The 24,760-nt window shown below is 67.6% G+C and carries 25 protein-coding genes and 1 tRNA gene; 7 read left to right on the plus strand and 19 right to left on the minus strand.

Annotated elements, in window-relative coordinates; genetic code table 11:
• Positions 1-82: 82 nt before the first annotated feature.
• The 8 genes from K7W42_RS09955 to K7W42_RS09990 form a co-directional block, all read right to left on the minus strand.
• Positions 83-1,318, minus strand: coding sequence for an ABC transporter substrate-binding protein (locus K7W42_RS09955; protein ID WP_224574364.1), 1,236 nt, complete (start codon positions 1,316-1,318; stop codon positions 83-85).
• Entirely contained in the window at positions 1,315-2,652 is a 1,338-nt protein-coding gene (locus K7W42_RS09960) for an ROK family transcriptional regulator (RefSeq protein ID WP_224574365.1), read from the minus strand. Before K7W42_RS09960 ends, K7W42_RS09955 begins: the two co-directional genes overlap by 4 nt.
• A gap of 421 nt (positions 2,653-3,073) precedes the next feature.
• Positions 3,074-4,612, minus strand: coding sequence for a lysine--tRNA ligase (lysS, locus tag K7W42_RS09965; protein ID WP_224574366.1), 1,539 nt, complete (start codon positions 4,610-4,612; stop codon positions 3,074-3,076).
• Positions 4,613-4,832: 220 nt separating this feature from the next.
• Positions 4,833-5,321 carry a GreA/GreB family elongation factor gene (locus K7W42_RS09970; RefSeq protein ID WP_224574367.1) on the minus strand — a complete coding sequence of 163 codons (489 nt, stop codon included), beginning with the start codon at positions 5,319-5,321 and terminating at the stop codon, positions 4,833-4,835.
• 233 nt (positions 5,322-5,554) lie between these two features.
• A complete protein-coding gene (locus K7W42_RS09975; protein WP_224574368.1) occupies positions 5,555-6,697 on the minus strand; it encodes an MFS transporter in 1,143 nt (380 codons plus the stop codon).
• 214 nt (positions 6,698-6,911) lie between these two features.
• Complete coding sequence (locus K7W42_RS09980) at positions 6,912-7,838, minus strand: hypothetical protein (RefSeq protein ID WP_224574369.1); 927 nt, start codon at positions 7,836-7,838, stop codon at positions 6,912-6,914.
• Positions 7,839-7,979: 141 nt separating this feature from the next.
• Positions 7,980-10,283 (minus strand): endonuclease MutS2, encoded by a 2,304-nt coding sequence (locus K7W42_RS09985; RefSeq protein ID WP_224574370.1) that lies wholly within the window; start codon positions 10,281-10,283, stop codon positions 7,980-7,982.
• 301 nt (positions 10,284-10,584) lie between these two features.
• Positions 10,585-10,860, minus strand: a complete 276-nt coding sequence (locus K7W42_RS09990) for a hypothetical protein (protein ID WP_224574371.1) — start codon at positions 10,858-10,860, stop codon at positions 10,585-10,587.
• A gap of 59 nt (positions 10,861-10,919) precedes the next feature.
• Between K7W42_RS09990 and K7W42_RS09995 the strand changes: the two genes are divergently transcribed.
• Complete coding sequence (locus tag K7W42_RS09995; protein ID WP_224574372.1) at positions 10,920-11,384, plus strand: thioredoxin domain-containing protein; 465 nt, start codon at positions 10,920-10,922, stop codon at positions 11,382-11,384.
• Positions 11,385-11,399: 15 nt separating this feature from the next.
• On the opposite strand, the gene K7W42_RS10000 is transcribed toward K7W42_RS09995, so the two are convergent.
• Positions 11,400-12,677 carry a replication-associated recombination protein A gene (locus K7W42_RS10000; RefSeq protein WP_224574373.1) on the minus strand — a complete coding sequence of 426 codons (1,278 nt, stop codon included), beginning with the start codon at positions 12,675-12,677 and terminating at the stop codon, positions 11,400-11,402.
• Positions 12,678-12,770: 93 nt separating this feature from the next.
• On the opposite strand from K7W42_RS10000, the gene K7W42_RS10005 reads away from it, so the two are divergent.
• Positions 12,771-13,049, plus strand: coding sequence for a hypothetical protein (locus K7W42_RS10005; RefSeq protein WP_224574374.1), 279 nt, complete (start codon positions 12,771-12,773; stop codon positions 13,047-13,049).
• A 148-nt stretch (positions 13,050-13,197) separates the two neighbouring features.
• Here the strand turns inward: K7W42_RS10005 and K7W42_RS10010 are convergent, their stop codons facing one another.
• The 4 genes from K7W42_RS10010 to K7W42_RS10025 form a co-directional block, all read right to left on the minus strand.
• Positions 13,198-13,428: a hypothetical protein gene (locus K7W42_RS10010; RefSeq protein ID WP_224574375.1), complete on the minus strand. Its 231-nt coding sequence runs from the start codon at positions 13,426-13,428 to the stop codon at positions 13,198-13,200.
• A gap of 34 nt (positions 13,429-13,462) precedes the next feature.
• On the minus strand, positions 13,463-13,906 hold the full coding sequence (locus tag K7W42_RS10015) for an NUDIX domain-containing protein (RefSeq protein WP_224574377.1): 444 nt from the start codon (positions 13,904-13,906) through the stop codon (positions 13,463-13,465).
• 164 nt (positions 13,907-14,070) lie between these two features.
• Positions 14,071-15,165: an App1 family protein phosphatidate phosphatase gene (locus tag K7W42_RS10020; protein WP_224574379.1), complete on the minus strand. Its 1,095-nt coding sequence runs from the start codon at positions 15,163-15,165 to the stop codon at positions 14,071-14,073.
• 215 nt (positions 15,166-15,380) lie between these two features.
• Complete coding sequence (locus tag K7W42_RS10025; protein WP_224574380.1) at positions 15,381-16,187, minus strand: SDR family NAD(P)-dependent oxidoreductase; 807 nt, start codon at positions 16,185-16,187, stop codon at positions 15,381-15,383.
• A gap of 63 nt (positions 16,188-16,250) precedes the next feature.
• Here K7W42_RS10025 and K7W42_RS10030 point away from each other — a divergent pair, with 63 nt between their 5' ends.
• Positions 16,251-17,423 (plus strand): S8 family serine peptidase, encoded by a 1,173-nt coding sequence (locus K7W42_RS10030; protein ID WP_224574383.1) that lies wholly within the window; start codon positions 16,251-16,253, stop codon positions 17,421-17,423.
• 305 nt (positions 17,424-17,728) lie between these two features.
• Here the strand turns inward: K7W42_RS10030 and K7W42_RS10035 are convergent, their stop codons facing one another.
• Both K7W42_RS10035 and K7W42_RS10040 read right to left on the minus strand, forming a co-directional pair.
• Positions 17,729-18,283, minus strand: a complete 555-nt coding sequence (locus K7W42_RS10035) for a DinB family protein (RefSeq protein ID WP_224574385.1) — start codon at positions 18,281-18,283, stop codon at positions 17,729-17,731.
• Positions 18,280-19,290 (minus strand): tRNA dihydrouridine synthase, encoded by a 1,011-nt coding sequence (locus tag K7W42_RS10040; protein ID WP_224574387.1) that lies wholly within the window; start codon positions 19,288-19,290, stop codon positions 18,280-18,282. Before K7W42_RS10040 ends, K7W42_RS10035 begins: the two co-directional genes overlap by 4 nt.
• Before the next feature lie 166 nt (positions 19,291-19,456).
• On the opposite strand from K7W42_RS10040, the gene K7W42_RS10045 reads away from it, so the two are divergent.
• The 3 genes from K7W42_RS10045 to argB all read left to right on the plus strand — a co-directional run bounded on the left by K7W42_RS10045 (position 19,457) and on the right by argB (position 21,130).
• Entirely contained in the window at positions 19,457-19,963 is a 507-nt protein-coding gene (locus tag K7W42_RS10045; protein ID WP_224574388.1) for a GNAT family N-acetyltransferase, read from the plus strand.
• Positions 19,964-20,179: 216 nt separating this feature from the next.
• On the plus strand, positions 20,180-20,338 hold the full coding sequence (locus K7W42_RS10050) for a hypothetical protein (RefSeq protein ID WP_224574390.1): 159 nt from the start codon (positions 20,180-20,182) through the stop codon (positions 20,336-20,338).
• 42 nt (positions 20,339-20,380) lie between these two features.
• Complete coding sequence (gene argB, locus K7W42_RS10055; RefSeq protein ID WP_224574392.1) at positions 20,381-21,130, plus strand: acetylglutamate kinase; 750 nt, start codon at positions 20,381-20,383, stop codon at positions 21,128-21,130.
• Between the two features lie 33 nt (positions 21,131-21,163).
• Here the strand turns inward: argB and K7W42_RS10060 are convergent, their stop codons facing one another.
• The 3 genes from K7W42_RS10060 to K7W42_RS10070 all read right to left on the minus strand — a co-directional run bounded on the left by K7W42_RS10060 (position 21,164) and on the right by K7W42_RS10070 (position 23,494).
• Positions 21,164-21,730, minus strand: coding sequence for a GNAT family N-acetyltransferase (locus tag K7W42_RS10060; protein ID WP_224574394.1), 567 nt, complete (start codon positions 21,728-21,730; stop codon positions 21,164-21,166).
• A 30-nt stretch (positions 21,731-21,760) separates the two neighbouring features.
• Positions 21,761-22,093 carry a hypothetical protein gene (locus tag K7W42_RS10065; protein ID WP_157457771.1) on the minus strand — a complete coding sequence of 111 codons (333 nt, stop codon included), beginning with the start codon at positions 22,091-22,093 and terminating at the stop codon, positions 21,761-21,763.
• A gap of 246 nt (positions 22,094-22,339) precedes the next feature.
• Positions 22,340-23,494, minus strand: coding sequence for a VanW family protein (locus K7W42_RS10070; protein WP_224574395.1), 1,155 nt, complete (start codon positions 23,492-23,494; stop codon positions 22,340-22,342).
• Positions 23,495-23,639: 145 nt separating this feature from the next.
• On the opposite strand from K7W42_RS10070, the gene K7W42_RS10075 reads away from it, so the two are divergent.
• On the plus strand, positions 23,640-24,605 hold the full coding sequence (locus K7W42_RS10075) for a TIGR01777 family oxidoreductase (RefSeq protein WP_224574397.1): 966 nt from the start codon (positions 23,640-23,642) through the stop codon (positions 24,603-24,605).
• 50 nt (positions 24,606-24,655) lie between these two features.
• Here the strand turns inward: K7W42_RS10075 and K7W42_RS10080 are convergent.
• A tRNA-Trp gene (locus K7W42_RS10080) sits at positions 24,656-24,731 on the minus strand.
• Positions 24,732-24,760 lie beyond the last annotated feature (29 nt).

The following is a 24,760-nucleotide window of genomic DNA, read 5'->3' on the forward strand; positions in this document are numbered from 1 at the left end:
CGCTTTCATCACGCCAAATCCGTCTCTTCTCGCTCTACTCAGAGTTCATCCCACAGGAGGCGGAATGAACTCTGAGTCAGTCTTACTTGCCGATGCCGGCGCGCACGGCCAGCTGCTGGGCGGCCGCAGAGGCGCCAGCGCTGTTGCGGCTGGCCACAAACTGGTCAATCACGGTGCCGAAGGCGCTCATGAAGCTCTCGGGGGCCACGGCGCCGTGCACCAGTGAGCCGACAATCTTGTTGCTCTTCCAGTCGGCGGCGGCGCTCTTGGAATAGGTGTTGTACTTGCTCAGGTCGCTGTCGGTGCGGGCGGCAATCGAGCCCTTGAGGGGGTTAAAGGCGTCCTGGCCGGCCTTGCTGCCCAGCACGCGCAGCCAGTTCAGGGCCTCGGCGCGGTTTTTCGTGCCCTTGGGTAGGCCGAAAGAGTCGGCCAGCATCACGAAGGTCTTGGTTGTGCCGGGAGCCGCCGCCCAGCCAAAGCCCGTGTTGGGAGCCAGCTTCTTGGTGGTCGTGAAGTACCCGGCCGCCCAGTCGCCCATGATGTTAAAAGCACTCTGGCCACTGATAATCCGGTCACTGGCCTGCTGCCAGCTGAGACCAGAGGCGTCCTTGTTGGCGCAGTCCATGACCTTGCCGAAGGTGGTAAAGGCCCCCACGACCTTGGGGTCCGTGAACTTGAGTTTACCGGCCCACAGGTTTTCCCAGTTCTGGGCGCCCAGGGTGCCAATAGCGACGGACTCCCAGAGGTGCTGCTGGGTCCAGTTCTCGCCCACGACCAGGGGCGCCGCCAGGCCCTTGGCCTTGAGTTTGGTGCAGGTGGTCAGGAACTCGGGCCAGGTCTTGGGTGCGCTCACGCCCCATTCCTTCAATTTGGCGGGGTTGTACCACATGACGTTGCTGCGGTGAACGTTGACCGGCACGCTCCAGGCCTTGCCGCCGGTGCTGATCAGGCGCACGAGGTCCTTGGGAAACACCTTGTCCCAGCCTTCGGATTTAAAGAGGCCGCTCAGGTCCTCCATGCGGTTGGCGACCACCCAGGTGCCGATGAGTTCCTGACCGGCGTGCGCCTGGAAGGAGTCAGGGGGCGTGCCGCCCAGCATGCGGGTTTTCAGCACCGCCTTGGCGTTGGTGCCGGCGCCGCCCGAGACCGTGGCGTTGTCCACGGCGACCGAGGGGTACTTCTGCTTGTACAGCTTGACGAGGGCTTCCAGGGCGGGGCCTTCGTCGCCGGCCCACCACGAGAAGATTTCCAGTTTGCCCGCAGCGGCGGCGCTGGTGGCGGTGGCGAGGGCGGCGGCAATAAGCAGTGCTTTTTTCATGAGCTTCCTCCGAAAGGGGAAAAAAAGGCGTGGGGCTGCGGAACTTCGGGCGGTGGGCCAGGCGCAGGGGGCGCGCGGCTGGCGGCCTGCTCGTGGGCGCCCATGCGGGCGATGCCGTACAGGTGCGGCAGGCCGCGCGGGGTAAACAGCGAGTCCAGCATCATGGCCCCGGCGCCCAGCACCCCGGCGTCGCCGCCCAGGGTGCCCAGGTCTATGCGGGCGCGGTCAGCGTTAATCCGCATGGTGCGGCTCTGGGCGCTGGTCCGCACGGCGGTCAGCAGCACGTCGCCTGCCCGCGACAGGCGCCCCCCAATCACCACGGCGGCCGGGTTAAATAGGTTCAGGGCCGTGCTGATGGCCACCCCCAGGTGATGCCCGGCCTCTTCCCAGACAGCGCGCGCCAGCGGGTCGGTCTCGGCGTGGGTCAGCAGCGCGTCTAGCGTAATGGGGCCATGCAGCGTGGTTGGTTCGCCGGCGGCGCGCCGCGCTTCAGCCAGGGCCACCAGCACGCCGGCCGCCGCGTAGCTTTCCAGACTGCCGGGGTTGCCACTGCGCCCCACCGGCCCCTGTTCATTGATGCTGATGTGCCCAATCTCACCGGCCCCGCCGCGCATCCCCCGGTGCAGGCGCCCGCCCAGCAGCACCCCGGCCCCGATCCCGGTGGCGACCTTGACATAGATCAGGTCCTGGGTGCCGCGGTGGGCGCCAAAGCGGGCCTCGGCCAGCGCGCCCAGGTTGGCGTCATTGTCCACCAGCACGTCCAGGCCGGTCAGGGCGCGCAGGGCCTCACGCACGTTCTCGCCGTCCCAGCCCGGCATATTGGGCGGCTGCACCACCCGGCCGGTGTCGTGGTCCACCGGCCCCGGAATGCCCACGCCCACCAGCGCCACCTGGGCCGGGCGCAGCCGCGCGGCGCGCAGCACCTGGGCGCTCAGGTCGCCCAGCAGCGCGTAGGTCGCCTGCGGCCCCGCCTGAATGTCATGCGGCACGCTGCGGGTGGCCAGGGTGCGGCAGTGCAGGTCCAGCGCGTCCACGCGCGCGTGGCTGGCCCCCAGGTCCACGGCCAGCAGGGCGGCGGCGCGGGTGTTGAGGTTCAGCAGGGTGGCCTTGCGCCCCACGCCACTGCTGCCGCGCGTGCCGACCTCCTGCACCAGCCCCACCCCAATCAGCTCGGTGACCATAGAACTGATGGCGCTGCGCGACAGGCCCAGTTCGCGCGCCAGGTCCACCCGCGCCAGGTCGCGGGTCCACAGCAGCCGCAACAGCAGCAGCGTGTGGCGCGCGCGAATGGCGGCCAGGTCCAGGGTGTCAGGGGGATGGTCAGCGTGAGGCACGGTAGTGGGGTCCTTTCTCCGGCGACGTGCCGGACGGCAAACAAACGGAAAGACCGTCAGGCACGGTCAATTGCGCAGGTGGAGTCAAGCTGTGTGTCCGAATCCTGCGCCCTGGCAATTTTGTTTGTCAAACGAACGAATGAATGAAGCGGTTCCAGGTTTTGCCTGACTTGTAGGGGTATATGGACTCCGATTGAATCGAGCAGCCTGCTCGATGAAATCCGAGCGGACTTGGAAAGCTGCGCAGCAGAGCGAGCAGGAGTAGATGCGGATTTCGCAAGATGGAAGCGCAGACGGTGCCTTTCCGGCTGTGCTGCAATTCAGCGAAATCCGTATTAGGTCATAGGCCAAGAGGGCCAGGAATCTCCCTGACCCTCTCCCCTTGTTGCGCTGTGCTGACAGGCGCTCTGAAGCAGTTGGCTTAAACGGGTTCTGACTTCACCGCTTCGGCTTCTGCGCCGCCTGTGCCTTCTGGCCGCAGCAGCGGGAACAGGAGCACGTCGCGGATAGAGTCACGGTCGGTCATCAGCATGGCCAGGCGGTCCATGCCCATGCCCATGCCCGCTGTGGGCGGCATGCCGTATTCCAGGGCCAGCAGGAAATCCTCGTCCTGCTCGTGGGCCTCGTCGTCGCCCGCATCCCGGCGGGCCGTCTGGGCTTCAAAGCGGGCACGCTGGTCTAGCGCGTCGTTCAGCTCGGAATAGATAGGCGCCAGCTCGAACCCCGCCACGTACAGGTCGGCGCGTTCGGCCAGCCCCTCGCGCTCACGGTGCACCTTGACCAGCGGGCTGATCGCCAGGGGCATATCGGTCAGGAAGGTCGGCTGCTGGAGCAAGGGCTCCACGTACTCGCCGCCCAGCTTGTCCAGCAACTTGTAGTCCGGCGTCTTGCGGAACTCGGGGTGGCGCTCGTCGCTCCACTGCCGCAGCCTGGTCAGGTCCAGGGGATCAAAGTCCAGCCCCGCCTGTTCCCTGAGGGCCGTCACGAAGTCCAGCCGCTTGAAGGGCAGCGAGAAGTCCAGTTCTTGCCCCTGATAGGTCAGCTTGGGCTCACCCTTCAGCTCCACCACGAGGTCGTGCAGGAGCTGCTCGACCAGCGCCATCATGTCGTGGTAATCGCCGTAGGCAAAATAAGCCTCCAGCATGGTAAATTCGGGGTTGTGGGTGCGGTCGATGCCCTCGTTGCGGTAGTTGCGGCCAATCTCGTAGACGCGCTCAAAGCCGCCGACCAGCAGGCGCTTGAGGTACAGCTCCAGGCTGATGCGCAGGCTGAATTCATGCGAGAGCGCGTTGTGAAAGGTCTTGAAGGGCTTGGCCTCGGTGCCGCCGGGCACGACCTGCAGGGTGGGGCCTTCGACCTCCATAAAGTCGCGGCTGTCCAGAAAGGTGCGGATAAAGCGCAGCATCCGTGAGCGCGTGCGGTACACTTCGCGGCTCTCGCTGTTGACCATCAGGTCCACGTAGCGGCGCCGGGCGCGCAGCTCGTCGTCCTGCAGGCCGTGAAACTTGCTGGGGAGGGGGTGCAGGCTCTTGACCAGCGGCTGCCACGAGGTCACGCGCAGGGTCAGCTGCCCCGTCTTGGTAACGAAGGGAAATCCCCGAACGCCGATAATGTCGCCCAGGTCAATTTTCTTGGTGGGGTCGAAATTCTCGGTGTCCCCCTTGGAAAAATGCAGTTGCAGCTTACCGTGTTCGTCGCTCAGGTCGGCAAAAGCGGCTTTGCCCATGTGGCGCATCAGGGTCACGCGGCCCGCCAGGGCATAGACCTCTTCGGGCCACTCCTGGCCAGGTTCCAGGCCTTCAGCTGGGTGGACGGCCAGCACCTCGCGGGTGTGGTGGGTGCGCGCGTAGGTGTACGGGTGGGCCTCAAAGCCAGCGGCGACCTGGGCGTCCAGATTGTTCAGCCGGCTGACTGTCTGCTCGTGCAGGCCGTCGCGGCGGGGGGTGGGGGCGTCCGACATAGGGGGAAGTATAGGGGGGCGGCGGGGCAGAGAGCAGAAAGCAAATGGCAGATGGTCAGGCCCTCTTGCCTTTGCCATCTGCCACAGACGATCTGCTCTTGGAGTTGTCCGGTCTTTGCTGCGGGCGCGTTGCCGTTGACCTTACTGGCGCGTCTGGCTCTTGGTCTTCGCCGCTCGGGGGCCTGCACGTTGCCGCTAACTTGACTGAGGCGTCTGACACCTAGTAGTCAATACTCTTCACCTTGTATTTCATCTGCTTGCCGTTATCCAGGTTCACCACAAAGGATTCGCCTTTTTTGCGGCCCATCAGTTCCTTGCCGACGGGGCTGTCCTCAGAGACGCGGGGCAGGCTGCCGCCGGTCACGGTGGCCTCGGCGGCACTCACGACCTGCACCTTCATGTCCTTCTTGGTGGTTTCGTTGGCCAGATTGACAATGGCGCCCAGTTCCACGCGGCCGTCGTGTTCGTGGTCTTCAATCACCGTGGCGCGGGCCAGGGTGTCTTCCAGCTCCTCAATGCGCGCCTCGATGTTCATCTTCTCGCGCTTGGCGTCTTCCAGCCCCGTGTCTTCGGTGTCGGAGTTGGTTTCCATCTGCTCTTGCAGAATGCGCGTGGCCTCGGCCAGACGCGCCATCTCCTGGTCCAGCGTCTTTTGCAGCCGTTCGTACCCTTCGCGCGTGAGCTTTACCTGTCTGGTCGCTTGTGCCACTCTTGAGCCTCCGTTGCGCCGCCGCCTTATGCCGGCAAGAACCTGTGGATGTGGGTTGAAGAAGTCGCCGCGCATTCTGCCACACGCCCCCTGCCCTGACAATGCGCCCCGCTAACTAGGTTGCCGTTCTTCGCAAGATGATGAACGAAGAGGACACGACAAGGGGCCGGTGCAGCAGAAATAGAGAGGTGCTGGCCCTTTTCTGGAACAGCGACCTGTGGGCGACAACAGACTCAAGTGGGCAGGGTGGCTGCGGGCGTGGCCCGGCCCACCAGTACCGTGAACAGGCCCATCAGGACGGCCAGGGTGCCCAGCCCGGCCGCCACCGCCCCTGGGCCGCCGCCCGCCAGCAGGGTCCCCAGCAGAGCCGGGGCCAGGGCGCCCCCCAGCGACCCCGCCACCAGCAGCGGGGGTACCAGCCGCGCCGACAGGGTGGCCGACACCCAGGCCAGAACCGTCCCGAACACCGGGGCCAGCGCCAGGCCCGCCAGCACGAACGCGGCTGTTGCAACGCCAGGCACGGCACTCAGGGCGGCGCAAACGGTCAGGACGGCCGCGCAGGCCAGCACGACAGCCGCGGGGGCCAGGCGCGCGCCCCACAGGCCCATCAGCACCCGCCCGGCCGTCAGGGCACCCCAGAACAGACTGAGGACCAGGGGCGCGGCCTCCACGCTCTGCAGCCGCAGCAGGCGCACCATCCAGGCGCCGTAGCCGGCCTCCATACCCACGTAACACACGAGCAGCGCGGCAAACAGGCCCACCTGTACCCCAGATCGCCCCGCCAGCCGGGTGGCGGTATGGACGGCCATCTCGGGCACGCCCCAGATTCGGCCGGCCCCCAGGGCCAGGGCGCACAGCACCACCACACTCAGGAAGGGGACGCCTGGGCCGCCGGCCCCCAGGCCCGCCACCAGCAACGGCGAGAGCATACTGCCCACCCCAAAGACGGCATTGACCAAGTTGACGGCGCGCGCCCCCACGCTGGCGTAGGCCGCGTTCAGGCAGGCGCTCACCCCACCCAGCCCCAGGCCCCCCACCAGGGCCGCCGCCACCGCCAGCAGCCACGCAGGCGCCAACACCACCCCCACCATGCCCAGAGCCAGGACCAGCAGGCTCCATGAGGTGCCGGCCCGCACGCTGACCCGGCGCAGCAGCACGCCCATCGGCAGCGGCGCCGCCGCCGAGCCCAGAAAATGGGCGCTGGCAATCAGGCCCACAGTGGCGGTGGGCACGTCGTAACGGGCCTGGAACAGCCCAAAGGCCGGGCCGTACATCGCCTGCACTACGCCCAGGGTGAAAAAGGCCGCTGTCCCCACGGCCAGCAGGGGCCAGGTCAGCGGCCTGAAGGAAGGGGGCGCGGGGGAAGGCAGGCTCACGCCGGGACGCTAGCACCAAAGGCGCCCCCGGCGAAACCGCCCCGCTTTGGAGGGCCTGCTGTCCATGTCCAGCCCCATCAGGAAGGGAATAGGGCGGTGCCTATTCGCAGCGTTAGGCCAAGTCCCAGCCAACAGGCTCTTGTCCTTCTGCGGCCTCAAGGGGCTGTGCCGCCACTCTGCGTCTCCTTCCAGTCGGGGTCAACCGAACTTCGTCTTACCGGGGCTGCACCGCCAGGCCAAAGCGCCAGCGGTTGGCACCCGGGGCGGCCTCGTGCCACTCGTAGCCCACGCTGCCGCCCACCATGACGGGCACGCCGTCGGCCCGCAGCAGCAGGTCGCCGTCCAGCGTGCTGATCTTGCTGGTCCAGTCGCGCCCAGCACGGGCACGCACCAGGCCCACCCCGAAGCCAGCGCCGCCGGGGCGATAAGCCAGACTGGCCGCGCTGGCGTGGTAACGGCTCAGGCCGAAATCAGGAATGGCCACCTCGCCCACCGCAAAGCGCTCGAAGTGAGAGGCGTCCAGCGAGAGCCCCGGCGCCAGTCGGGCGTTCAGCGCCAGCGTGGTATCCAGGCTGCCCTGCGCCTTGCCCTGCACCGGGAAGGCGTACATGCGCGCCGTGGCGTACACCGCCGTGTTCACTGAACCCAGGACCTTGCCGTAGGCCCCGCTGACCTCGGTCTGGGTATACGGCGCGGTCACTGCACCCTGCTGCGCCACGCCGACGTTGTTCAGCACGCGCACACGGCCCTCAGCGAGTTGCGAGGCGTAGCCCAGGGTGAAGCGCGAATGGGCCCCCTTACCCTGCACCACACCGCTCCACTGCAGGCCAGCGGCAGGCGCCGAGGTCAGTTCGGCCCTGGGCACGTTGTAAAAGACCCCCACAGCGGCCGACAGGCTGCCCATCTGGGCACTGACGCCGTAATCCACGTACGTGGGGGCTTTTACGAAGGTCAGGCGCACATTGGTTTTGAGGGGCAGCGGCAGGGCGCGCACCCCAAACCCCTCGGTGGAGGACGCCACCGCCTGCGTGCTGCCAAAGCGGCTCAAGTAGTCGGGGGGCAGCTGAAAGCCGCCGATAGAGGTCTGGGCGGCGGCTGAGGACGCAAGGGCCAGAGCAGCAAGGAAAGCAGAAACGCGCACCCGCCTATGCTGCCTGCCCAACCTGAGGATTGCTAGCCGGATTCCTGGGGCCGTCTCACCGGGGCGCTGGCCGCAGCGGTGGTCCCTGCCTGGCACAGGAGCACGGCGGGTCCCTTGCTACTCCAAGGACCGCTCTCGCTTTCAGCGCCGGATATTCACGATGGTGACGCCATGGCCGCCCTGGTTGGCCTCGGCGTCGTGAAAGGACTCCACCCGCTTCTCGCCTTTCAGGTAGTCCCGCAGGAGCCTGCGCAGGACGCCCTGCCCCTTGCCGTGCACCACGCGCAGGGGGCTTTCTTTCAAGGCGTGGGCTTCCAGAATGGCGGCGCGTAGTTCTTCCACAGCTTCTTCCACACCCAGGCCGCGCAGTTGCAGCTCGTTCTGAAAGGTGCTGGCGGTGGTGCCCGTAAAGCGCGGTCCACGGGTCTTGGGCGCCCCAGCAGCCACTGGCGCCACCTCGGGCTTCAGGCGCACGTCGCGGCGCTTGACCCCCACCTTCATCACGCCCAGCTGCACCACCAGGTCGTCGCCGCGCAGCTCCAGGACCTGCCCAGCGGCGTTGTAGGCAGGCACGTCTACCCGGCTGCCCACCCGGATAGGGTCGCCACGTTCCTCGCGCACCAGAGGCGCGGGGCGGGCCTTCTGGGCGGCCACCCGCAGCTCGCGCAACTCCTGCATGACGCGGGGGCGGGCGCTGTCTTCCTGGGCACGGGCACGCAGGGTCCGCACCCGCTCGACGGCGTCGGCATACAGCGATTCGGCTTTCTGAGAGGCCTCGGCCAGCATCTCGTTGCGGCGGCTTTCCAGAGTTTCCCGCTCGGCCCGGACGCGGCCCAGTTCGGCCTCGGTGTGCTGGCGGGCGCCGGTGGCGGTCTCCAGTTGGGCGCGCAACTCGGCCCGCTCACGCTCCAGCCCTTCCAGCATGCGTTCCATCAGGCCGGCGTCCGGGCCCAGCAGTGTCTCGGCGCGGGCCAGCACATCTTCTGGCAGTCCCATCCGCTGGGCAATCGCCAGCGCAAAAGAACGCCCTGGCTGCCCCACCTGTAAGGCGTAGGTGGGCGCCAGAGTCTCCAGGTCAAAGCCCATAGAGGCATTTTTCAGGCCTGGCGTTTCCAGGGCAAACAACTTCAGCGGCGAGAGGTGAGAGGTAATCACCCCGCGCGCGTCCTGGGCCAGCAGGGTCTCAATCATGGCCTGGGCCAGCGCCGCGCCCTCGTTGGGGTCGGTGCCGGACCCCAGTTCGTCCACCAGCACCAGGGTGTCAGGTGCGGCGTGGCGCAGCACGTAACGCAGGTGCTTGAGGTGCGAAGCGAAGGTCGACAGGCTGGCCTCGATGCTCTGCTCGTCGCCAATGTCCACCAGCACGTCGCGCACCACCGGCAGCCGTGCGCTGGCCGCCGCCACATACAGGCCGCACTGGTGCATCAGCACCGCCAGCCCCAGGGTCTTGATGGTGGCGGTCTTGCCGCCCATGTTGGGGCCGGTAATCAGCAGCAGCCGGGTCTCGCCCAGCATGAGGTTGTTCGCCACCGGGTTCTCGATCAGGGGGTGACGGACCTCGCGCAGGTCGTACTCGCCCGCCCTGGCCTCCTCGGGCCGGTTCAGGCGCCAGTCGCGCGCCAGCTTGGCCTTGGCGGCAATCAGGTCCAGTTCGCCCACCGCTGCGAGGGTGAGGGGCACCGCACTGTCAGAGGCCAACAGGCCCGACAGCTCCGTGAGAATGCGCCTGACCTCGGCTTCCTCGTCGAGAATCAGGCGCGTGAGTTCGTTGTTCAGCTGGGTCACGGCCGCCGGTTCCACAAAATACGTCTGTCCGGTCGCGCTGGCGTCCACGATGATGCCCTGCACCTGACCCACGCGGCTGGCCTGCACCGGCAGCACGTAGCGGTCGCGGCGAATGGTGACGATGTGTTCCTGAAGGACATCGGCCCATTTGTCCAGGGTGGCGGCCAGTTTTTCACGGATGCGGCCCCGCAGCGGCTCGATGCGTTTGCGCAGGTCGCGCAGGCGGGGGCTGGCGTCATCGCGCACGGCGCCGTCCCGGTCCAGGGCCGACAGCACCCGGCGCACCAGTTCGCTGTGGTCCCCCAGGTCCTGCGCCACTTCGCGCAGTGGCCCGCGCGAATTGGCCTGAATGGCGCGCTTGACCGTCATGGCCCCGTCCAGCGAATACGCCGCGTTCAGGAGTTCCTGGCCGGCCAGCACCCGGCCTTCCTGGGCGCGGGCGTGCAGGTCGCGGATATCCTGAATTCCGCCCAGGCTCAGACTGACGCCAAACAGCGCGTCCTCGACCTCGTCCAGCTCGCGCGCAATCCGCGTCCCGTCGTCGCTGGGCCGCAGGGCGCGGGCGCGCTCGGCCCCCAGCGTGGTGGCGCTGCGCTCGGCCAGGGCCGACAGTACGCGGGGGAAATCCAGGGCAGACAGGGCGCGGGCATCGAAGGACATCTCGCTCAGGAGCATACCGGGCGAGTGCTGGGCGCACCGTGCGCCGAGTGGCTTAGAAAGCGTTGACTCAATTGGGTGAGAAGGGGTGTGGCAGTGGCATGGTCAGCACGAGGCGGTGCTGGGCGGCGGTGTTCAGCAAGCCGAGAAATGTGAACTCTGCTTTCGCGTGAGCCCTCACCGCGCGGGCGTTGTCCTCCTGGGGTTAACGATCAGGCGCCGTCATACAGGACGCTAAGCGCGGAGAACGCCGGCGAACGACCAGATGACCTGCGGCCCCAGGCCACGCTCTATCGATTCAGGCTCACCTCAGGGCCAGCCCCCAGCGTTTGCCGTCTTGGCTGGCCCAGGGCACGAACGCGTGGTCCGGTTGAATCTGCTGTGTCTGGGAAAAGCCCATAGGCTGCCCCTCTGCCCACTCAATCAAGTCCGGCACGTCCCGCCCCAAAGGAAATAACGAGCCTGCACGGCGGCCTCGTCGCGCGCTGTCGTCCCAGGAGACCCAGATATGCGGCGCTGGCAGCCAGCCGGTCAGCAGCGGCACGTCGGCCAGGGCGGGCGGCTGACAAGTGATGGTCATGGGAACGCCAGTGTGCGTCCTCCCGTACCCGACCGCGTCCACTCCCGGAGGTCTGCCCCATGACAACGACGCCACCCCGAACGATTCGCTTGAAGCTCCCCCGGCCAGTCGGCCGCCTGCTGGCCCGGCTGCTCACGGCCCGTACCGTGTGCCCCGGCGCCGTTGTCCTGCCTCCCGCCGCCCTGAAGGTGCAGGGACCGACGCTGCTGTATTTCAAGACGGAAGCCTGCGTGGCCTGCGACGGCCTGGACCTGTGCGTGGGACAACTGGCGGCCAGCGCCGGACTGGAGCTGCGGGTCATTGACGCCCGGCGCGGCGAGTTGCCGCCGCATGCTTACGGCGACGCGCTGCTGCTGGACGAGGGAGGCGAGGTGCGCCGCGCTTACGGCATCCGGGTCTTTCCCACGCTGGTGCTGACCAGCCCGGGCGGCCACATTGAGCGCGTGGTGATGGAGGTGCCCGAAGAACCGGAGGCGGCCAGGGGGGCGGTGATCGCTGGACTGGGGCTCAACTCACCAGCCTAGCGAAGGGGCCAGCGCTTAGTCTGTTTCTTCCCCGTGTGCCTCTTTCAGCTTGCGCCAGCGCCCTTCCACCCGCGCCTCCCAGCCCTCGCCGGTGGGGGCGTATAAGTCCAGTTCTGCGCCGTCTGGCAAATACGACTGGGCAAAAGAGCCCTCGGGGTCGTCAAAGTAGTACGCGTAGCCCTGGCCGTACCCCTGCTGGCGCATCAGGGCGGTGGGGGCGTTGCGGAGGTGCAGCGGAATGGGAAGTGATTCGTCATCCCGCACCGCGTTCAGTGCATTTTTCCAGGCCACATACACGCTGTTGCTCTTGGGCGCCAGCGCCAGATACACCACCGCCTGTGCCAGTGCCAGGTCACCTTCGGGGCTGCCCAGAAACTCGGCCGTGTCGCGCGCGGCGATGGCCAGCCGCAGGGCCTGGGGGTCGGCCAGGCCGATGTCCTCGGCGGCCATCCGCACAATCCGGCGGGCCACGTACAGGGGGTCTGCCCCGCCCTCTACCATGCGGGCCAACCAGTACAGGCTGGCGTCCACATGAGAGGCCCGCACGCTCTTGTGCAGCGCCGAAATCAGGTTGTAGAAATCCTCGCCGTTCTTGTCCATCTGCGGCAGGTGGCGGCCAAACGCCTCGGTGACGGCCTCAGGTGTGACCGGATTGGCGAGGCTGCTGGCGACTTCCAGGGTACTGAGGGCGCGGCGGGCGTCCCCTTCGGCCAGGCGGGCCAGCAGGTCCAGGGCTTCAGGCTGCGCCGTGACGCCGGGCAGGCCCCGGTCATCGGTCAGGGCGCGGTCCAGCAGGCCGCGCACTTCCTCATGGGTCAGGGCCTGCAAGACCAGGGTGCGGGCGCGGCTGCGCAGGGCCGGGTTGACCTCAAAGCTGGGATTCTCGGTGGTCGCGCCGATCAGGGTCAGCAGGCCCGACTCAACGTGCGGCAACAGGGCGTCCTGCTGGGCCTTGTTGAAGCGGTGAATCTCATCCAGAAACAGCACGGTGCGCTGCCCACGCCCGCGCAGCCGCTCGGCCTCGGCCACCGCGTCACGCACGTCCTTGACGCCTGCGCTAACGGCGGACAGGGCAATAAAGTGTGCGCCGACCTCGCCGGCCAGCAGCCGCGCCAGAGTGGTTTTGCCCACGCCGGGCGGCCCCCACAGAATCAGGCTGCCCAGCCGCCCCGACGCCAGCACGCGCGTCAGCGGTTTGCCTGGCCCCAGCAGGTGCGTCTGGCCCATCACCTCGGCCACAGTGCGGGGCCGCAGGCGTTCGGCCAGAGGAGCCGGCGGATCAAAGAGCGTCACAGGGGCCAGGATAGGCGGGCCGGGCCACCAGCAACGGCGTGACTTTCTTTAAACAGAGGCGCCCAGCACCCCCAGTCAGGCCAGAATGCAGCCATGGACGAGGCAACGCTGCGGCATCAGGTGGAGCTGGCGAACTTTCCGGCTGGGGTGCAAGTGACCCAGGTGCCGGGCCCTGGGCTGGTGCTGCGGGTAACCACGCAGGGCGATACGCAGGGGCTAGAGGTGCAGCTGACCGACGAGGCGGCGCGGCTCTACGGTGAAGGGCCAGCCGTGGCCGTCACACTGGAGCGCCTGAAGCAGGCGGCCGAGACTGGACTGCCCGCACCTCACGCCGACGGCAGTTTTGAGCGGCTGGTGTTTGTAGGGGACTAACCGCAGGAGTTGCGAAATGAGTGATGCAGCGCGCTCGCCTCTATGCCACACAGCCGGTCAGCTCAACGCAGAGGGTCGTCTGACAGCGACGCTGCGCAGCGTTACAAAGGAAAACATTGGGTGGGGTAACTCGCCTCATCGGTGACCGTCACTCTTCGCGGCCGAGCCGCTGCTGAGTCTCTTGCTGACGCTGTTCGATTCGCCGGAGAGTGGCCGTTAATTCCTCATAGAACGGGTCTTTGACGCTTCCTGCTTCATCAGGCGTCAACACGCCAACATTCCATAACAGCTGGCCAAACCGCTGGTCTGGCTCAGCGCTCACCGCTTCAAGCAGCAGTTCTAGAATCGCAAAATTGGCTTGTAGACGGGACGGCGACACCTCCGCACTGTCGCACACCTCTCACTCAGTCAGTCTAGAGCCCGGCTAGCCACACCCGCGCAAACTCGCCGGGTTGGCCACGCAAGGTGGGGAGGGCCGTCGGGGCGAAAAAGGCCAGCTCTGCCCCCTCCACGCCGTCCGGCACAGGCACCCCTGTCCAGGCATCCACACGGTACATCGCCGTATAAAAATGGGCCTGGTCGCCGTTGGCGACTGTCCGCAGCGGCGTGGTCAGCAGGTCCAGAAGGCTGGCGGCCTGCACGGTCAGCGCCGTTTCCTCCCAGACTTCGCGCCGCAGGGTCTCCAGAGGCGGCTCGCCAAGCTCGCACAGGCCGCCGGGCAACGCCCAGACCTCTTGCCCCGCCAACCGCTGAAGGAGAAGGTGGCCCTGCTCATCCCGAATCAGGCCACACGCCCCCATCAGATTGACGGGGCGCTGTCCAATCTGGGCGCGTAATTCAGCGATGTAGTCGGGCATTGCAGGCCAGTGTAGTGGGGACCGTCCGGGGCGCACACTGCTGTTGCCCCCACTCTCCCCTCCTTCGCTTACACACATGTAGGCTGCAAAGCGCTGTGGTCATCCGAACCAGGCTCCAAACAGACCTGCACAGGTGCGCCGTCAAGCCGCAGCGCCCTCCCAGCTCAGGTCTCGTAGGTCCGGGCCACACTGGTCAGGACGCTGCGGTACTCATCCGCCGTAATCAGGCCCATCGCCATCGCGTGACTGGCGGCGTTCAGGCTGTCGGCCGCCAGCACAAGGTCCACCCCCGCCCGGCGCACCTCCTCGCGCAGCTTCATCACGCCCTCGTCGCGGGTGGCCTCGGTCACGTCGCGGATGTACACCGCCAGCACGCGGTTGGGGTGGCGCTGGACGACCTCAGCGTAAATCTCGGGGTCTTTCTCGCCGCTGTCGCCCACCAACACGAAAGGCAGGTCAGGAAAGCGCTGAAAGATGCGTTCGATGACGCCGTGCTTGTACCCCCCGTGCCCCCCCAGCAGGTCCATGCCCCAGTTGCGCAGAAACATCGGCCCCAGCGGAATGCGGCGGTAATCCAGAAACTGCCACAGCAGGTCAAACAGATTCCAGGGACTGCTGGACACATAGAAAATCGGGTTGCGGGCCTCGCCGTCGCGGGTCAGCGCCCGGTACAGTGCGCCCACCCCCGGAAAGGGCAATCGGGTGCGCGCGTTGCCCGTCAGGACGGTGCTCAGCATCCGCGTGATGCTAGTCACGTCAGACTGAATCACCGTGTCGTCCAGGTCACTGATGACGCCAAAGCGGGCCTGGGCCACCACCTGCACGCGGGCCGTGGCGCTGACCTCGCGGCCCTCGATGTTCAGGCTGACCTGATGCCAGCCGCCGCCCAGGGGCGAGGTGGGCGAGAAAATCAGGGTGAAATAGCCGTCACTGTCACTGACATTGTCGACAGTGACGCCGTCCATCGTGCCGCGCACCTTGACGCCCGCCACCTCCCGCGAGAACAGGCGGCGCAGGATGTTCTGGGCATTTTGCAGGCGGCGGTCGGCCTTGCGCGCCGGAGCAACGGTGCGCGGCAGCAGCACGCGGCCGGTCAGCTCGACGTACTGGGGGGTTCCCCAGCCCACATAGGGCTGCAAAATCAGCTTGCCGCGCGCCCGCCGGGGCTGCACATAGCCGCTAAAGGCCCGGTCGATCACCAGGATGAGGCGCTCCAGCACCGGCTGAATCGTCTTGAGGGCGGTCTTGACCGGATTCATACAGATTCCGGCCAAATAAACGCGTTTCGGAGTTGGCCCGACTGGAAGGAGACGGAAAAGGTACGGATTTCGGGAATTGGAGAAACATCCGGCTCTTTCCTGGATGTTGCGGCAATGGACGGAATCCGTATCACAGGGCCCAGTCTAAGGGGCTCTATGAGGTGAGACCCTGAGCAGCGCCTTGCGGGTTTGTACAGGGTCGCGTGCCCCCCGCCCTACGCCGGGCCACGCGGCACATGGTCATACCGCCGCCAGATGAGGCGCTGAACCACCCAGTCCCCCAGGGCCGGAAACAGCTGCTCAAGCCACACTAGAGGGCGGTAAAACCCCGGCACGGTGGTTTCGGGCCGGGGGCGCAGCAGCACCGCCGCCACAGCGCGCGCCACCACCCCAGGCCCCGGCATGGGCAGGCGGGCGCGGGCCGTCATCTCACTTCTGACAAAGCCCGGCGCCACCAGGCTGACCGTCACGCCGCTGCCCAGCAGCTCTCGGCGCAGCGCCAGCGAGAAGCCGCGCAGACCAAACTTGCTGGCCGAATACAGGCCGTTCGTGGCCGCGCGCCCCGCCACCGAACCGATATTGACGATGTGCCCGCTGCCGCGCGCGCGCATGGCGGGCAGCACCAGCCGGGTCAGCTCAATGGGCGCCTCCAGATTCACGCGCAGCACCCGCAGGGGATCGGGATCGTCCCACCACCAACCGCGCTCTACGGTGACGCCCGCGTTGTTCACCAGCACGTCAATGCGCCCAAAATGGGCCAGCGCGGCCGCAACCAGCGCGCGGCGAGAGGCGTCGTCGGTCACGTCGGCCGGCACGGCAATCACCCTCCCCCCCGAGGCGTCCAGCCGCCGGGCCAGCGCCCGCAGGTCGTCGGCGCGGCGGGCCGCCAGCACCAGCGCGTAGCCCAGGTCGGCCAGTTCCTCGGCGGTGGCCCGCCCGATGCCACTGGACGCGCCGGTGAGCAGCACCACTGGCCGCGCGGTGGGCGCTGCGGCGGGCGCTTCTGTGTTGTGTGCCTCCATAGAGCGATGGTAGCCCTAACGTCGACTCAGGTGCGCGTCAGGCGCGGGCCGCAGACTGAGGGGATGAAGCTTCAAGCTCTGGCCTGCGGTGTGCTAGCGGCGGCCCTGCTGGGCGCGGGGGTGGCCGCCCAGAACGTGACCCTGCCTGAACTGGCCCCGGTGACGCCCCTGCCCCAGCCGGCTGCCCCGCCCCTGCTGCCGCTTGTCCCAGCCAGCCCAGTGACCAGCGCGGCGCCTCAGACTGTTATTCCCACCGACCCCCTGTTTACGCGGCAGTGGAATCTGAGCGCGGTGCGGCTGCCGCAGGCGTGGGCCCGCCTGGGGCCAGCCCACGGCGCCCCGGTGACGGTGGCCGTGCTGGACACCGGCTATGTCCCAAGCACAGAACTAGGGGCGCGGGCTGTCAACGGTTACGACTTCGTGAGCAGCGCGGCCCGCGCGGGCGACGGCAATGGCCGCGACCCCGACGCCCGCGCTGCCGGCAGCTATGCGTACCACGGCGAGGTGATAGGCAACCTGATTGGCGCCGCCCACGATGGACGCGGCATGGCGGGCATCAACCCCCAGGCGCGTGTGGTGCAGGTGCGCGTGGCGGCGGTGGACGGCACTATCGAGGTGCCTGATCTGGTGGACGGCCTGAAATGGGCCGCTGGCCTGCCGGTGCCGGGCGTGCCGCCCAACCCGAACCCGGCGCGGATTCTGAACCTCAGCCTGTACGCCGACTTTATTCCGCTGACTGGCTGTGACCCCCGCGTGCAGGCCGCCGTGGATGCCGTGACGACCAAGGGCGCCCTGGTGATTGCTGGCGCGGCCAACGATGGCCAGGATGCCGCCGGGTATTCGCCTGCGGGCTGCCGCAACGTGCTGACCGTGACCAGCGTGACCGAGGCCGGCACTCGCCCTGGCTACGCCAACTGGGGCCGGGCCGTCTCGCTGGCCGCCCCAGGCGGCGACACGGGCCGGGGCATTCCTGCCCTGAGTGTGACCGGGCCGGGCGGCGAACGCAGCCCCAACGGCACCAGTTTTGCCGCGCCACATGCAGCCGGGGTGGCCAGCCTGCTGCTGGGCGTGCGGCCCAACCTCAGCCCGGCCCTGCTGCGTTCCTACCTGACCCGCAGCGCCGCGCCCTTTCCAGGTGGCCGCTGCGACCCTTTGCCAGAGCACAGCTGCGGCGCCGGCATCCTGAACGCCGAGGCGGCCCTGACCCTGGCGCTGGCCTCCAGCCTGGGAAAGTAGGGAGCGAGCGGGAGGCAGGAGAGGCCACACCAGAGCTGTGGAAGAGGCACCCCTCCACGGCTCTGGGGCGAGCGGCCTCAAGGGACGGTGCCCAGGAAAGGGTCTCAGCCGGGGACTCCGTAGCGTGGACAGGTCGAACGCCATCCTCAACGCTCTGACGATCAGACGGTGGAGAGCGTCTGACCGCTGAACACTTGAAGCCCCTTCAACTCCTGAAATGGTTGAAGAGGCTTCAAACTCGTTCAAGGACGAGTGTGCGGGTCAAGGCAACTGCTCAGGGGTTCTCTGCCCGTGCCTGACCGAAGTTACAGCTCGTCTTCGGTATCGTCGGCCTCGTCACTCTGGATGGGCGTGCTCTGGGGCCGGGCAAAGCGCATGTAATCCAGCCAGGGGGGCGTGTGACCCAGCTGGCGAATCATCAGGGCAATCTGGGCCGTGTGCCGCACTTCATGGGTCATCACGTTCCAGAGCAGCTGATCCAGGGTCACGGTGTCGCTGGCAGGGTCGTCCTGCACCAGCTTGACCAGGCGGCCCAGATCAGGCTGGCCGTCCAGAAAGGCAGCGGTGCGCCGCGTCACTTCGCGGCTGTAGGCCAGAATCCACCCCAGGTCATACTGGGCCGCCTGCGGCTGGACCCAGTCGTGCGGAAACTGCCCCTGCACCCCGTCTCCCAGCACAATGCTGTGAATCCAGTGGTCCTCAAAGTCCGTGACGTGCAGCAGCAGGTCCTTGATGCAGTGAAAGCGGTCACCGGGCTCGATCAGGTCGCGGTCCAGGTCTTCGGGGGGCAGGGCGCGCAAAAAGTTCCACAGCTGCTCGCGCGCAGCGGTCAGGTAGGCGTAGTACTCGCGCACGTTCATGAATGACTCATAGCATACTCCGCCGCGCTGGGCCCTGTTGCTCTCTGGTCGGCCGCCTGCCCCGACAGCACCCCGGCCAGGGCCGAACGCACGTCCTGCACGGTCAGCACACTCACCAGGGCCTCCCGCAGCTCGGGGAACTCTGGCAGGTAGGCGGGCAGCACCTTGCGCAGCGGGCGCAGGGTCAGGCGGCCGGTGGCGTCGTCGTAAAACTGCTCTTGCAGTTCCGCGTGGCGCAGGGCCATCTGGGCGCGCTCCTGGGCCCCTGGCCGGGTCTCGTCGCCAGTGGCCAGGGCGCGAAAAATCCAGGGATTGCCCACCGCGCCGCGCCCAATCATGACGGCTGCCACCCCACAGCCGGCCCGCTCTCGGGCCTGCGCCGGGCTCAGAATGTCGCCGCTGCCGACCACCGGCACGTCCACGCTGGCGGCCACGCGGGCGATGGCGTCCCAGTCGGCCTGCCCTGTGTAGCGCTGGGCACTGGTGCGGCCATGCACGGTAATCAGGGCGGCGCCCGCCGCCGCCAGGCCCTGCGCGACCTCCACACTGCGGTCTGTATCCCAGCCCAGGCGAATCTTGGCGCTCACGTCCAGGGCGGTGGCGCTCTTCATGGCGCGCACCAGCTCGTAGGCGACTTCTGGGGTTTGCAGCAGGCAGGCGCCGCCCCGGCCACGCACCTTGGGCACCGGGCAGCCCATATTCAGGTCCAGGGCGGCCGGCGCAAACCAGGCTTCGGCGCGCGCCACAGCCGCCGCCAGCACCTCGCTTTCAGCGCCAAACAGCTGCACCACGCGGCCCGCCTCGCCGGGGTAAGGCCGGCCCAGGTTCAGTTTCTCGCTGTCGCCCCCCGAGACCAGACCGCGCGCGCTGATCATCTCGCTGACGGTCCACAGGGCGCCCTGCTCGGCGGCCAGCTGCCGCATGGGGGCGTCGCTATACCCCGCCATCGGGGCCAGAACCGCGCCGGGACGCTGAAGGCGCTGGGCATAGAAGCCGGGGGCAGACATCCGCCCAGGGTAGCGCACCGTCCCCCCCCAGCGGGTGAAGTCCGTCTTGGCCGCCCGCTGTGCAGGACTTCACCGCGCCGCGCGGCACGCGGAGTATGCTTCGGCCAGTCCGGCCTCCTTCTCCTAGCACCTTGCTGCCCGCCCCAGCCGGACTCGGGGAGGCCCTTTGAACGTTACGCCGCTGGCGCTGCACCACGCGCCGCTGCTTCACCGCCTGTACAGCGCTGCGCCGGGGTATTTCGCCCTCCTCAGCACCCGCGTGCCCACCCTGAGCGAGGTTCAGCGCGACCTTGAAATTGCCCTGCTGGACCCGCGCCGCAGCCTGAGCCTGCTGTGCGACGAGGGGGGCGAGGTCATCGGCAGCCTGGACTGCAAGCGCAACTTTCCCGAACCCGGCGACCTGACCATCAACCTGCTGCTGATCCGGGAAGACCGCCAGTCGCAGGGGTGGGGTGAGCGGGCCGTGCGCCACCTGGAAGCGCGGGTGCCCCCCGGCACGACCCGCATTCTGGCCAGCGTGCTGGGCGACAACCCGCGCGGCGCCCGGTTCTGGGAACGCCTGGGCTACACCTTCGCTCTGGACGCCCGCCCCGTCATGACGTGGTATGCGCGGCCTGTGGGGCCACTCCCGCAGCCACCAGCCCCCGTGGGCATCCGCGCCGGGCATGATTGACCGGGCGGCAGGGGGCCTAGCCAGGGCCGACAGATGAGATCCAGACCCTCGACGCCCTTGTCTTCCTGATGCTCGTCAAGCACGGCACCTCTACCCGCTTGCTGCTGACGGACTTTGCGGCGGGCGCCCCGCTCAGAGGGCTGGCTCCGAGGCGGGTGGGGACGCCTGGCAGGGCGTCGCCTGGTCCCTGATTCGGCGGCACGCCCCCAGTTAGCCATGACAGTTCGGTTTAACCCGGAATCCAGCATATCGACGGCCTACAGCTCAGACCGGCCCGATCTGTTGGAACTCGCGCAGCGGCTCCAGCAGGCCATGATCGCCCCGGTGATGCTCGGCGGGGCCCTGCGCCGCGCTGACCCCGCAGAACTGGATTAGCCGCCGCTTCCTGGCGCCCGGCCCACCTCTACACTGAGAGCCGTGATTGTCAAATACGGCGGCAATGCCATGAAAAGTCCCGAACTCCGCCGCGCGGTGGCTGCCGAGATTGCGGCGCTGCGCGCCGAGCAGCCGGTGGTCGTGGTTCACGGCGGCGGCCCCGTCATTGAGCAGGAACTGAGCGCGCGCGGCCTGACCAGCGAATTTCGCTCTGGCCTGCGCGTCACCCCGCCCGGCGCCATGCACGTCGTGGAGATGGCGCTGTGCCAGCTGAACAAGCAGCTCAGTCAGGACATCGGCGGGGCTGTGGGCGTCATGGGCCGCGATGACCATCTACTGCGCGCGGAAGTCGTTGACCCTGCGCTGGGGCGTGTGGGACAGGTGACTGGGGTCAATGCCGAGTTGCTCCGGACCTTGCTGGGCGTGGGCCTGACCCCGGTGGTGGGCTGCGTAGCGGTGGACGACGGGGGCGAGGCGCTGAACATCAACGCCGACACGGCGGCCGGTGCGGTGGCAGGCGCGCTGGGCGAGGGCATCGTGTTTCTGACCGATGTGGACGGCGTGTACCGCGCCTACCCTGACCCGGCCAGCCTCGCCCCCCACCTGACCCGCGCCGAGGTAGAGGCGGGCATAGCAGAAGGCTGGATTGCGGGCGGCATGCTCCCGAAGGTGCGCGCCGCTCTGGACGCCCTGACGCTCGGCGCCCCCTTTGCGGTCATTGCCAGCGGGATGAAAGCCGGCGTGCTGGCCCAGGCGGCGCGCGGGGAAGCAGGAACGCGGCTGACGCCGTAAGGGACCAGGGTCAGCAGCCCTGAACCACCAATCTCATTGCACCCGGCTGAACACCAGCGTGTCGCGTAGCCGCCCCGGCTCGGCGGGGCACACATCATCGTTCACCAGCTGGGCGTCCAGGCGGTAACCCAGCGCAGCGGGAATGCGGGCGCTGCGGCTGTTGGCCGGGTCGCAGCGAATTTCCAGGCGGCGAAAGCCCAAACCCCCTAAGGCCAGGGCAGTCAGGGCGCGCGCGACCTCTTCGGCGTAGCCCTGGCCGGTATGGGCCGTGGCCACCCAGTACCCTATCTCGCCCTTGGGCACGCGCCAGTCCAGCGCGTGAAAACCGCTGCTGCCCAGTAGTTCGGTGCCTGCCGGATTCCAGATGTGATAGCGCAGGGTTTCGCGGCTCTCGAAACGTTCGGCGGCGGCGCGCAGGTTCTCTAGAGCGCCTTCCAAGGTCTGCGGCGCCTGAGCCCAGTGCATCCAGGGCCGCAGTTCGGGCAGCGAGGCATTGACGGCCGACACCAGGGCCGGCGCGTCGGCAGGGTCAGGGCGGCGCAGCCACAGGCGCGGCGTGCGGACCTCCGCTGGAAGAACAGGAGTCACGGGGCGCAGCATAACGGCAAGCCCTGCCTCACCGGCAGAAGCCTAGAAGTGGGTGCGGAAGACACCAGCGCGCGGAGCCGCCTTGGCCCTGCTGGGCGCGCGGCGGGTCGCGTCCAGATACACCAGGCGCAGCAGCTGCCAGCGCTTCAGCCCAGGCCGCTGCCGCTGCTTGTGCAGGACGCTCCGTTCCAGTGCGGCGCGGTTGCCTTTCAGGGCCGCCAGCACGCGGGCTTCCCAGTAGACATCCTGCGCGTTGTCTCGGCGGGCGCTGCCATGCGGAATGGTGGAGTAGCGGGACTTGCGCCCCGTAAACGCGCTGAGCAGCAACGCTGCCGCGCCCAGAACCAGAACGACGAGCAGGATTGTCAGGGACACAGGCACAGTCTAAGCCGGTCACCCTGCGCAGACGAGGAACTTTTACACGATGTCAGCTGGCGTTCAGACAACTGACAGCAGAACTCAGCGTGGACGCGGGTGATGAGCCTCAACCACGCTGAGGCGAACACAGTGAGTGACTGTCAGAGACAGCGGCCAAAATGGAATAGAGGGGCGTTGGTGGCTTCTCATTAGAACTGGGAGCCGCCGTGAGGCGCCAGGTCTATTCCACTGCTGACTCGCCCTTCAATTCAGGCGGTTGTCCCCAGGGCTAACGCCATACACCGCCCCCCAGGGTTTGTAGACGCTCTTGAGGGTGTCTTTGCCCACCACCTTGCCCGCGACCTTGATGGTGCGCGTGAGGACGCTGGTCATGCCCTGCATCGGTTGGTCCAGCAGGCGGCGGCCCCCTGGCGCCACCCGGTCGTCCGGCGAGTAGCTGGGGCTGGCGGGCGGCTTAAAGTCGGTAATGACCGGCTTGCTGATGCTGACCTGCCGGCCAGTGTTGGCCCCGAACACGTCAAAGCGCAGGGTGTCGGCCGCCGTGTCCCAGCTGGCCTGAACAAACAGGTGCGCGCCCGTGTCGTTTTTCATGCGCAGGTTCTTGCTGGGGGCGTACACCGTCGCCTCGAAGCCCACCGGGTCGTAGTAGCTGACGCGGTGGCTGTGCTCGTGGCGCTCGGTGATGGGCAGCCCCGCCTGGTACAGCGCGCGGAAGATGGTCGTGCTGACCTGACAGATACCGCCGCCGTCCTCCTTGGTCAGCGTGCCGCCGCTGATGACAAACCCCTTTACAAAGCCCGTGCTGGCGTCAATCTGCCCAATTTCCTCGTTGAAGTTGAATTCGTGGCCCGGCGCAATAAAGAAGTTATCCAGCTTGCTTGCCCCCACCAGCACGTTCTTTTCCCGGAAGTCTGGGCTGCCCGCGTAGCTGCTGGTGCCGGCGGCCACATGCCACAGCACGCCGCGCTTTGCCAGCACCTCCACGCTGCGCGTGGGCGTCACCCGTTTATAGGCCACCTGCGCGCTGCCCTTGCCCGCCTTGATGGCTTTCAGGAGGTTGGCCTTGGTGGCGTCCCGGTCAAAGACCCAGCCGGTCTGCCCCTTGGCTACCCAGCTGCCTCCCACATTGCGGAAAACCGCCGGTTTGGGCACGCGGGCCTTCAGGGTCTTTTCAATCTTGTCCAGCACGGGCGTGAAGGTGCTGCTGACCTTACTGTACTTCTTGCTGGCTTTTACGCCGGCAGCGGGCAGCGCCCAGGACTTGAGGATGCGCTCCTCCTTGACCTCGCCCTTGCGAATCTGAGGCTCGGTGGCCGTCAGAATCAGTTTGAACGGTTGCTGGGCGTGTGCGCTGCCTAGCAGGGCCAATGTAACCAAGGGAGAGAGAAGGCGCTTCATCACCTTAGGCTAGAGAGGGAGGGCTGGGCAGCGGTGAAGCGGCGTTGCGCCGGCCCTTACGCCGCCTTGCCCGAAAGTTGAGCCTTCTGGGGCACCCCTGCCCCCAGGGGCACCTGTCTGGCCAGGCGCGCCGTAGCGTGACCGCATGACCACGCCGGAAACCTCTGTGGGGCAGCGACTGGTAATTGCGGGTGGCTCGGGCTTTCTGGGCCGGGCCATGACGCGCTTTTTTGCGGCGCAGGGCTGGGAGGTCGTCATCCTGTCACGCAGCCGCCCCCAGCATCCGCTGCCCGCACGCTGGGTGGGCTGGGACGGCGTCAATCAGGGCGAGTGGGCGCGCGAACTGGACGGCGCCGCCGCCCTGCTGAACCTCGCTGGCCGCAGCGTGAATTGCCGCTACACCGCCGCCAACATGCTCGACATCTATGCCTCGCGCCTGGACAGCACGCGGGCGCTGGGGCGGGCCGCTGCTGCGGCCGCCTCTCCCCCACCCGTGTGGCTCAATTCCAGCACCGCCACCATCTACAGAGACGCCCGCGACCGCCCGCAAGACGAGGCGGCGGGCGAGCAGGGTCAGGGCTTCAGCGTGGACGTGGCCCAGCGCTGGGAAGCTGCTTTTCTGGAGGCCGACCTGCCAAACATCCGCCGCGTGGCCCTGCGCACCGCCATGGTCTACGGCGTGGGCGAGGGTGGCGTGATGGAAACCACCGACCGCGTGGTGCGCCTGGGCGGCGCCGGGCCGATGGCGGGCGGGGGTCAACGGGTGTCCTGGATTCACGAGCAGGACTTCTGCCGCGCAGTGGCCTTCCTGATCGCCAGTGACCTGAGCGGCCCCGTGAATGTCAGCGCCCCCGAATCGCCCACCAACGCCGAGTTTTTGCGGGCCTACCGTAAAGCCTGGGAGGTGCCGCTGGGTGTACCGTCAACCACCTTCCTGATCCAGTTGGGTGCCCGCGTCATGGGCTCCGAGGCCGAACTGCTCCTGAAAAGCCGCTGGGCGGCGCCGGGGCGACTGCTTTCGGCGGGCTTCACCTTCGACTTCACCGCCTGGCCCCATGCGATAGAGACGCTGGTGGCGCAGGCCCGCCGGGAAGGCCATCAGGGCCGCTAGAGGGAACGAAGGCCAAGCCCCCCGCCGAATGCTGGCGGGGGGCTTGTTCGTGGCGGGCCCTGTAGGACTTGAACCCACGACCTACGGTTTTGGAGACCGCCGCTCTACCAACTGAGCTAAGGACCCGTTCTCGCGCCGCAGCGCGGGCGTGTGCA

The organism is Deinococcus betulae (genome assembly GCF_020166395.1).
Lineage (GTDB): Bacteria > Deinococcota > Deinococci > Deinococcales > Deinococcaceae > Deinococcus > Deinococcus betulae.